Source organism: Bacteriovorax sp. DB6_IX, from assembly GCF_000447775.1.
In the GTDB taxonomy this organism is placed as follows: domain Bacteria; phylum Bdellovibrionota; class Bacteriovoracia; order Bacteriovoracales; family Bacteriovoracaceae; genus Halobacteriovorax_A.
Genome location: NZ_AUNJ01000190.1, coordinates 1 through 8802, shown reverse-complemented (window position 1 = coordinate 8802; position 8802 = coordinate 1). Strand labels below are relative to the sequence as shown.

The window sequence follows — 8802 nt, the reverse complement described above, 5'->3', positions numbered from 1 at the left end:
CATCCCTTTGAACTTAATGGATAAAGAAAGCAAACTCTATCAGAAACATGCTAAGAAGTATGAAGGCCGTGAAGTTCTGATGAAAGAAATAATTCCTCGATTAAATTGTCTTTGGAATGATGTTGTACAGTTTTCTGCATTAGACCCAAAAATTATTTTGGAAGCCCTTGCCAAGTATCAGCCTGATATAAGTTTGAAGAGGCAGTATTATAAAGTTCCTATTGATAAAATACTTGGGAAGTATGAAGCTGTGATTTATGATCGCACTGAGCCTCGTATAAAGGGTGATTATGCTATCGCTGATGATGAAGTCTCTCTTCTGTCACATCATTATCAGGAGATTCATCATGTTCCAGAACAAACGGAGTTATTTTGGCAAAAAGCACTGGAGTCTAAAAAGCCTCTTCTCTGGTTTCCATTCGTACCACATATCTTTGTTAAGGGAGAAATTGAAACTTCAGACTTTGAATTGTGTGACTTGGTTAGATAAAGGATTAGAAAATGAAAATCTCAAACCAAAAAATATAGAATCTTCGCTCGATAATATATGGAGTAAAACTGTTGATATTGAGGCATGGCCAAAGTGGAACCCGGCCATGAAGAAGATTACGATTCAAAGTGAAGGTAGTGTCATAAATAACCTGAGCATTGAAGTCGGGGGCATAATGGGTGCAATTCTTGCTCCTTTATTGAAGGGAAAGTTGCTACAGGCGCTAGTTGCGGAGAATGATAATTTTAAGAAATACTGTGAGTCATAGTAACTTCTTGTAATTACGATACCATTGGGTTTCAATATTGGAATAAGAAATTGGTATCGACCTTGCTACATAAACAGGGAAGCTTAAAGCGAGAGGTTTTATGAGAATTGGGAAACTAATATTATTATCTATACTTATTTTAAATCTTACTTCGTGCGGCCCTGGAAATGATGGCGATAATGCTGGTGTGGCTGGAGATCAAATTCAAGATCAGAGTGAATTAGATGTTGATGCTAATTCTGTTCATCCCAAAATTTTAGCGGCCAGTGGTGGCCCGTGGAAAAAAGAGTGGAGTGAGACCATTGCTAGGGCGATTGATCTTCATGGCGCGAATCTTTTAAATCATCATATTAGTGAAGTTGATCTTGAGGCGGTAAATTGTCTTGGGTATAACCAGGCCTCGCATTCTCAGAAGAAACAATTTTGGAAGGTGCTCTTTGCTTCTGTTGCTCGATATGAATCGAATTATAAGTCAGAAAAAATGAAGCCTCGAAATTACCGAGATGTTATTCGAAGTCGTCAAAATAAAGTTCCTATGGGGATTCTACAACTGGGAACTGAGGCCACGGCACATGGGCAAGGATGCTCTGGTGCAAACTCTGCGCAGTGGCTCCTAAATCCAATTCGCAATCTTGAATGCGGTGTTCAAATTATGAATAACCAACTCAGTGGCGGAAAGAGTGGCCGATTTACTGGAGTGATTGGACGAATTTTTCCAGATCGGCCACGCTACGAGGGTTCGACGATTCACCACTACTATTGGTCTGTTCTGACTTACGGCGATTCATGTACTCCAACGAGTAAAGGGTGTCGCTATGGAAAGAAAGATCGAGTGATTGAAAGGGTTGTTGAGCAATTAAATCTGTCCGAGAATTACGAGCTCTTTGATTTTTGCCATAGATAGGCCCTTGAAAAAAAATTAATCCATTAAAGTCCACTCTGGGAAGTATTTAAACTTATCGTGAACACTTGCATCGTGAGTTGGGATAATCTTGTATTTGTACTTATCGCGCATAATTTTGATCTTCCTTATTGTTGCAGACAACTCCTTCTTATCTCGATCTACAATGGCCGAGGCGAGGCAGGCCTTGTGAGCGAGACTGTCTAATTGTTTTTCCATCCACAGAGCATCACCGACAAAGAAGGCCTTTTCTTTTTGTCCATTAATGATGAGACCAATTGAGCCAAATGAATGACCGGGGATTGGAACGAGAATTACTTTGTTATCACCAAATAGATCGTAGTGTTTTTTAAAGTGTAAGTAAGGGCTTTGTGTCCATTTAAATTTATCAGGAGCGTTATCTTTGAAATGTATAGGGAAAGTTCTATGATGAGCAATATGTTCTGGGTGTAGCTCAAGATGCTCTTCTGGAGATATTGTTGGAGTTGTTCCTAGTCCATCAGTGAGGCCTGCGGCGTGATCCCAGTGTGCGTGACTAAGAAGAATTTTATCATAGTGAAAGTTTGGCAATTGCTTTTTAAGACTCTTTACATATTTAAAGTTAAAAGCAGGCTTGGCCCAAAGTGGCATACTCTCATCAAATTCATCTTGAATTTTTGAGCCTATCCCCGTTTCAAAGAGGATTGTCTTATTGTTGTGCTTGATAATAAAGGCCGCGTGATTAAATCTAATCTTCTTAAATTCTCCTCCTTCGATACTTAAGATATCGAGGGCATCGGCATAACCCGTGTTAACAATTGTAAACGCTGTTTGGGACATTGCCTTCGTTGTTAATAAAATAAAACAAATGGAAATAATTAATTTCATGTGATCTCCTTTTGTATTACTATAGGGGTTAAAGTATGGTTTAAGGTCAAGGAGTAATCATGCTAGTAGGTGAGTTATCGAAAAAGCTGGGAATTCCTAGCTCAACTATAAGATATTACGAGAAGATCGATCTCATTCCAAAGATAAGAGATAATAATGGATATCGAAACTATCCTGAGGAGGTTGTTGATCTCTTGCGTTTAGTGATTACGGCTAAGGAGCTTGGATTTACACTGGCCGAAATCAAAGAGTTCTCATCACTCATCCAAGAGCTAGGACAGGATAGAGGACGTATACGAAAGAAGCTCGAGCTCAAGATTGAGGATATTGAGGCCAAAATTAAGGAACTTAGACAATTCAAGAAGAATATTTCTAAGCTTCTCACGGCTAAGTGTCCGCTCTAATATAGTTAGGAAATACCTAATTAAAAATCCAGAAATATCGATTATTCCTTCCATGTTTTTAGGCGTAAATTGATCGGTCTATGGAACTCAACCTCGTAGGGGAAGAGAAGTCGTCTCGCCACCTTGAGCAACTTCTTCTGGATTTAGAAACAACGGGCTGGGCAAAGGTTGATAACTTTATTGATCAAAAGCTTCTCTTCTCTCTTCTTGAACTATTTAAAAATGAGCTAAGTAATGACTCCTTTGAGTCAGCTGCTGTCGGTGTTGATTGGAGAAATCGACTTGATAAAGGCATCCGCCACAGTCAAGTGAGTTGGATTGAAGATTGGCATTCTGTTTCTGAGCTTCAACAGTTAAAGAACCTCTTTGACGGTTACCTGGAAGTTCTAAATTCACATTTCTATATGAGTTTAAAGAGATATGAGTCCCAGTTGGCCTTCTATCCGCAAGGAGGTTACTACAAGAAGCACTTAGATCAAATTAAAGGACGTAATAATCGCCAAGTGACCATGGTTCTCTATCTTAATGAATGTGAGGAGGGTGGTGAGCTCGTTGTTTATGATCGGGATGATAAGATGAAAGTCGCTTCTACTATCAAACCTCTTGCTGCTCGTTGTGTGATCTTCTTTTCTTCTCAAATCTATCATGAGGTACTTCCGACCTTTTCACCACGGTTTAGCCTTACAACTTGGTTTCGTGATGATTTGGATGGAATTCGTATTGAATTTTAGGACAATTTCTTATTAAATAAAAAGGTGAAAAACTTAACAAACAAGATCCTCGTTATTGCTGTTCTCTTGGGAGCGGTTGCCTATTTTGGAAAGAATATTTACAGAAATTGGACGCAACGTAGTCACTACTATGCAAGGCTACGATTTGATGCTCATGATGTTCTTATAGAGATCCAACAATTGCAGGCCAAGTATCACCAAAAAAAGAATGTCTATGCAGACTCAATTGCAGAACTTCTTAAAGAGTTCCCAACGGCATCTCGATATCTCAAAAAGAATCCGACTCACTATACAGGAAAGGCGAAGGGCAACTCTTATTCGGGCTCTTCCTATTTTTACTCGATTGAAGAGGCCAATGCAGATGACTTCGTCGCACAAGCAAGGCATCGTGGCTTTGTCTTTGTGGGAGAAGATATTTGGCAGATTCAAAAAGAAGGAAAGCCAACTGCTATTGTGACTTCAAAATACTATAAGAAAAAGAGAGAGAAATAAGATGGAACGTCTACCAAATGATCTAAAAGAAGTTGTTGGTAAATGTATTGCACTTCTTGGAGAAGTCGTCAAAGAAGAGGGGTCTGAGAAAATCTTTCAGTCAGTGGAATATATTAGAAAGAATATGATTGAGTATAGAAAGGCTTCTTATAATTCAAAATACTCACTTCTTGAAAAATCTTTTTCCTATCTTCAAAAACAGAAACAAGAAAATCTTGAACAGGTGACGATGGCCTATGGTCTAATGTTAGAGCTCACGAATTCTTGTGAGATGGCCTATCGTCGTTTTAGACTGTCTGCCCATGAGAAGAACAAGTCAGAACGCCAAGAAAATGCAATGATCTATGTTCTGACGGCTCACCCGACGGAGGCTCGAACTCCACAGACAATTGAGATATTTAGACGAATTCAGAATCTTATTTTTAAAATCTTAAATCAGTCAGGTGAAGAGGAGTACTTGCTCTCAATCATCAAACATAATATTAAGCTTCTATGGCTTCTCCCTCTTACAAGACATGAGAAACCTGAAGTTAGAGATGAGGCCGAGCATATTTTCTCGATTATTTTGCGCTCAGATATTTTTGATACTATCTTAAGAACTGATCGTGATATTGGACGAGTGAGAATTCGTACTTGGGTTGGGGGTGATAAGGATGGACACCCTGGAGTTGATGAAAATGTTATGGTTGAGTGTTTTAACTCTTCACGTAAGCACTTTGTAAGAATTCTCGGTGAGATCCTAACCAAGTTAAAGAATGATCTAGATTTTATCGATCAACCTCGCTTTAAAAGAGAGCTGGAAAAAGTTATTTCTTTTCTTCAAGAGCTTAACGAACTCAAAAAAGATGATTATAGAAATATTCTTAAACTAAAAAAACTTCTTCAACGCTTCAGTGACAAGTATATTGAAGTTGTCGGTTCTTTAAATCCCCGCATAAGAAAAATCAATGCTATTTTAGAGATGTTTCCTGCACTCGTTGTGCCGATTGAAATTAGGGAAGACTCGGAAATTGTAAGAACTGCCATTAAGGATCATGATCTTGCAATTTATAGAATGCTCAAAAAGCTTAGAGAGATCTCTACAAAGGATTCGATAACATTCTATGCACAAGGTTTTGTTCTTAGTATGTGTCACTCGGTAGAAGATATCCAAGGTGGAATTAAATTAGTGACAAAGACTTTGGCCTCGAAGGCGCTTCCTGTTGTTCCACTTTTTGAAACGGCAAAGGCCCTAACGGCATCAACTGAAATTGTGAAAGAGCTACTGGGCGATAAAACAATCCTGAATTTAATCCAATCTCATTGGGAAAATAAATTTGAAATTATGTTGGGATACTCAGACTCATCAAAAGGTATGGGGGTTCTTGCCAGTCGTCTTCAGATTGCCAAGGCCATGCGTGGATTAGATATTGTTATCTCTGATGCAGGGATAAAACCTATCTTCTTTCATGGTTCTGGAGGCTCTGTGGATCGAGGTGGTGGAAGTATCCAAGACCAAACCGCTTGGTGGCCTGAAAATGCTCTCACTAATTATAAGGCGACAATTCAAGGAGAAATGGTTGAGAGGACTTTCTCATCTCCTGAAGTGATGATGTCGGGAGTGGATAAGGTCTTAGTGAATCTTAATAAAGTTCAGTCTAAAAAAGGTGAGATCAAATTATATAATTCAGTTCTTAATTTCTCTGAACTAGTAAAAAATGAGTATGTTAAAAAAATAGAAGACCCTGAGTTCTTTGAGCTGATTGAAAAGGCCACTCCTTACTCATATCTTAAAGTCTTAAAGATTGGTTCAAGACCGACGAAGCGCTCTAAGAATAAGAAGCTTGATCTTAATTCAATTCGAGCGATTCCTTGGATTCTTTGCTGGACGCAAACTCGTGTTCTCTTCCCAACGTGGTGGGGAATAGGGACAGCGTGGAAGATAACGAGAAAGAATGAAAAAGATGTTGAACAGTTAAAGAAGGCCTTTAATAATAGCCCGATCTTTTCATCATATGTCAGATCTCTTGCTTTTACCTTGAGTAAAATGGAGCTTCCCGTTTTCGAACTCTACTTAAAAAAGAGTGGACTGAAGGCCTCTGTCGTTGCACAAATTATGAAAGAGTTTAAGGCCGAGTACACACTTGCCACAAACTTTGTCAGAAGTATGTCTGGGCAGAAATCACTTATGTGGTATAGACCTTGGCTTGAAGAATCAATCCTTCTACGCTCTTCGATGATCAATCCTCTTAATATTGTGCAAATTCTTGCCGCTAAGAGAAATGATCACCGTCTCTTGAGAAGTTCTGTTGCTGGAATCTCTTCAGGAATGATGACGACTGGCTAACTCTTTACTTGAGATTAACTTCAAAGGCGCGCTTCTCTTCATCCAAATTCATCTGTTCAGTGACTTCTTCTAGTGTGAAGTTCTCTTGAACGAGTTTTCGATACTTAGACTTAAAGATCGTAAATACTGAACGTTTATTGAGCTTGTTAATCAGATCCTGACTAAAGAGATTCTTATCATAGCTCACTCTCTTTTCAGCATATTTCCCATACTTAAGTTTTTGAGCATCCTTCTCACCCAGGAATGGATCAAACTTAAGGACTCTTCTTTGATATGTGAGAATGACTTCAACGTCCTTCTTATCTCGAGATAATTTGATGTCGGCTAACTTTATAGAGTGATCAATCTTATTAATTTGAACAATTTGTGGACCACCACCATAGTCTCCACCGGCCAAAATATTTGTTGTTAGAAATAGAAGGCAAATCCATTTAGCTATTTTCATAATTCACTCTTTTTAAAAGTATCAGTCGTCATATAAGTGAAGACTCTCTTTCCGTTCTTATCTGATCTAAATTGCTTGGCAATTTCAGCCTTCTTAATGAAAGCTTCTTTATCTATTTCGAGCCACTTTTGATAGGCCTCTTCTGGAAGAGAATCGACATAGAGTCCAATAAAGTTTTCTCCTGTAACTTCACAGTTTTGTGGTTTGGAGTACTTTTGCGAAAGCCTAAGCCCAGCCGTCTTAATAACTTCAGTATCGAGTTGTAAGCGAGAAGTTCCTAGACCAATTGTCCCATCATTAAGATATTTAACAGCGTTGAGATCAAACATCTTTTCAAGAATATGAATTCCATGCTCACCAAATTTGAACATGATGAGATCACGAGTAACTGGAGCGGTATCAATTAAAAAATAGATCTCACAAAAAACATCATTCTTGAGAATCTCATTCTTAATAACAGCAGAGTAATCGATATCTGTCTCGGGAAGATCAATGCCACTTTTTAAAACACTTTCTTTAACTGCCTTAGGCAGTAGGGGAAGAAGTCTTGAAGTATTGCTTTCTCCCGTTAGCACTTTGTAGAGCTTTAAAATAGTAATATGACCGGGAGTATTTTCTTGGCGACAAAGGCGTTGAATCGTTTTGAGGTGAATGTCCGCGTTTTGCGCAAGCTTGCGTTGACCAATTTTCACATCGTTATACTTAACAAGGTACTTGTTAATGTCGGCCTGGACCTGAGCTTTCAGATCAAGCTGTCTTTGTTGTGAAGTTAGTTCGTTGTGCATGACACATAACTAACTTTAGCAATTCAATAAATCAATAATAGTTGTGAATTCATGAAAAATTTGGACATATTCAGGAATTTTGTCTCGTTTCTAGCTAGAGGTAAGGATTTGAGACAAGTGTCTGAGAAAAATTAGCTAATTTTCCAAGATCATGTATTTTTTACATCGGCCGAGTCACATTAGCTCCATAGAAAACATTGCTTAAATTACTTTGGAGGAATTATGAAGAATTTATTAATCGCAGCAGCTCTTATGTTAGGACTATCAGCACAAGCTAAAACAATTAACTACGATGTATTTGCATCAAAGAAGACAGTAGAATCTAGCTCAAAAGTTAGACTTAACGTATTTGATTTTAGAATCACTGAAGTTGTTGCTTCTAAGACAGTTGTAACTTCAAGATGTCACTCAAATGGACCAATCAGAGACAGAGCTCAAACAGGACTATGTAGTGATGTTACACTATCAAAAATTCAAGTTGCACAAGTTGTTCTAAGCTTCAAGCCATTTGGAACTACTGATCGTTACGGTGAAGTAAATAACGGAAAGAGAACTGAATTCGTAAAATTCAATATCTCTCTTGATGATATGTCTGCTTCAGATATCGAGACTCTAAGAAATGGAAAGAGAAAGGCACGTAAGCAACTTGCTTCTGAAATCTTCAACTTCAATGTTGAGAGAAGCGGAAGAATGCACACAATCTCTCTTTAATTTGAATTTATAATTAGTGATGCCCCATGCTTCTCGGTATGGGGTTTTCTTTTACATCAATATCCAAGTACGTTAAGAAAAATTGCGCCGCCAACAAATTCACCTTTACTATTATCCATTATAGTTGTGGTGACAGCTAGTTCAACTGAGAAGTGTTTCTGACATTCGTAACCTAGAGAGAAGAAGCTGGCATCTCCCTTTATTGTAGAAGCTGTGTCTTCATCTTCCCCTTGATAAAAGCTTCCTTCTCCAAAACCAAGACCAAGATAAAAGGAGGGAGCGCTCTCAGAAAAGTAGTAGTTAAAACCAATTAACTGAGAGCCTGCAGTGAAAGTTCTTTCTTTTGTTGACTATTCTTTGTCTCAAAGAAAAACGAATTTTG

At 38.3% G+C, this 8802-nt stretch carries 11 protein-coding genes; 8 read left to right on the top strand and 3 right to left on the bottom strand.

Annotation, left to right across the window (positions count from 1 at the left end):
• The 3 genes from M901_RS05620 to M901_RS05610 all read left to right on the top strand — a co-directional run.
• On the top strand, positions 1-490 hold a 490-nt coding region (locus M901_RS05620; RefSeq protein WP_232422510.1), incomplete at its 5' end, for a hypothetical protein.
• On the top strand, positions 474-758 hold the full coding sequence (locus tag M901_RS05615) for a hypothetical protein (RefSeq protein WP_034720677.1): 285 nt from the start codon (positions 474-476) through the stop codon (positions 756-758). The genes M901_RS05620 and M901_RS05615, both read left to right, overlap by 17 nt.
• A gap of 100 nt (positions 759-858) precedes the next feature.
• The gene (locus tag M901_RS05610; protein ID WP_034720674.1) at positions 859-1662 is read left to right on the top strand and encodes a transglycosylase SLT domain-containing protein; all 804 of its coding nucleotides are present in this window, start codon (positions 859-861) and stop codon (positions 1660-1662) included.
• Between the two features lie 15 nt (positions 1663-1677).
• On the opposite strand, the gene M901_RS05605 is transcribed toward M901_RS05610, so the two are convergent.
• Positions 1678-2526 carry an MBL fold metallo-hydrolase gene (locus M901_RS05605; protein ID WP_021277214.1) on the bottom strand — a complete coding sequence of 283 codons (849 nt, stop codon included), beginning with the start codon at positions 2524-2526 and terminating at the stop codon, positions 1678-1680.
• A gap of 59 nt (positions 2527-2585) precedes the next feature.
• Between M901_RS05605 and M901_RS05600 the strand changes: the two genes are divergently transcribed.
• From M901_RS05600 to M901_RS05585, 4 genes are all read left to right on the top strand, one after another.
• Entirely contained in the window at positions 2586-2930 is a 345-nt protein-coding gene (locus M901_RS05600; protein ID WP_021277213.1) for a MerR family transcriptional regulator, read from the top strand.
• Between the two features lie 80 nt (positions 2931-3010).
• Positions 3011-3661, top strand: coding sequence for a 2OG-Fe(II) oxygenase (locus M901_RS16305; RefSeq protein WP_021277206.1), 651 nt, complete (start codon positions 3011-3013; stop codon positions 3659-3661).
• Positions 3662-3685: 24 nt separating this feature from the next.
• On the top strand, positions 3686-4153 hold the full coding sequence (locus M901_RS05590) for a hypothetical protein (protein WP_021277208.1): 468 nt from the start codon (positions 3686-3688) through the stop codon (positions 4151-4153).
• 1 nt (position 4154) lies between these two features.
• Positions 4155-6479, top strand: coding sequence for a phosphoenolpyruvate carboxylase (locus tag M901_RS05585; protein ID WP_021277212.1), 2325 nt, complete (start codon positions 4155-4157; stop codon positions 6477-6479).
• A 4-nt stretch (positions 6480-6483) separates the two neighbouring features.
• On the opposite strand, the gene M901_RS05580 is transcribed toward M901_RS05585, so the two are convergent.
• Complete coding sequence (locus M901_RS05580; protein ID WP_021277210.1) at positions 6484-6924, bottom strand: hypothetical protein; 441 nt, start codon at positions 6922-6924, stop codon at positions 6484-6486.
• Positions 6921-7709 (bottom strand): hypothetical protein, encoded by a 789-nt coding sequence (locus M901_RS05575; RefSeq protein WP_021277209.1) that lies wholly within the window; start codon positions 7707-7709, stop codon positions 6921-6923. The genes M901_RS05580 and M901_RS05575 overlap by 4 nt, the downstream gene beginning before the upstream one ends.
• Positions 7710-7931: 222 nt before the next feature.
• Between M901_RS05575 and M901_RS05570 the strand changes: the two genes are divergently transcribed.
• Positions 7932-8420, top strand: coding sequence for a hypothetical protein (locus M901_RS05570; protein WP_021277205.1), 489 nt, complete (start codon positions 7932-7934; stop codon positions 8418-8420).
• The last annotated feature ends 382 nt before the right edge of the window (positions 8421-8802 follow it).

Coding starts and splice junctions, on each gene's coding strand:
- M901_RS05610 (WP_034720674.1), top strand. CDS start 859: ATGAGAATTGGGAAACTAATATTATTATCTATACTTATTTTAAATCTT.
- M901_RS05605 (WP_021277214.1), bottom strand. CDS start 2,526: ATGAAATTAATTATTTCCATTTGTTTTATTTTATTAACAACGAAGGCA.
- M901_RS05600 (WP_021277213.1), top strand. CDS start 2,586: ATGCTAGTAGGTGAGTTATCGAAAAAGCTGGGAATTCCTAGCTCAACT.
- M901_RS16305 (WP_021277206.1), top strand. CDS start 3,011: ATGGAACTCAACCTCGTAGGGGAAGAGAAGTCGTCTCGCCACCTTGAG.
- M901_RS05585 (WP_021277212.1), top strand. CDS start 4,155: ATGGAACGTCTACCAAATGATCTAAAAGAAGTTGTTGGTAAATGTATT.
- M901_RS05580 (WP_021277210.1), bottom strand. CDS start 6,924: ATGAAAATAGCTAAATGGATTTGCCTTCTATTTCTAACAACAAATATT.
- M901_RS05575 (WP_021277209.1), bottom strand. CDS start 7,709: ATGCACAACGAACTAACTTCACAACAAAGACAGCTTGATCTGAAAGCT.
- M901_RS05570 (WP_021277205.1), top strand. CDS start 7,932: ATGAAGAATTTATTAATCGCAGCAGCTCTTATGTTAGGACTATCAGCA.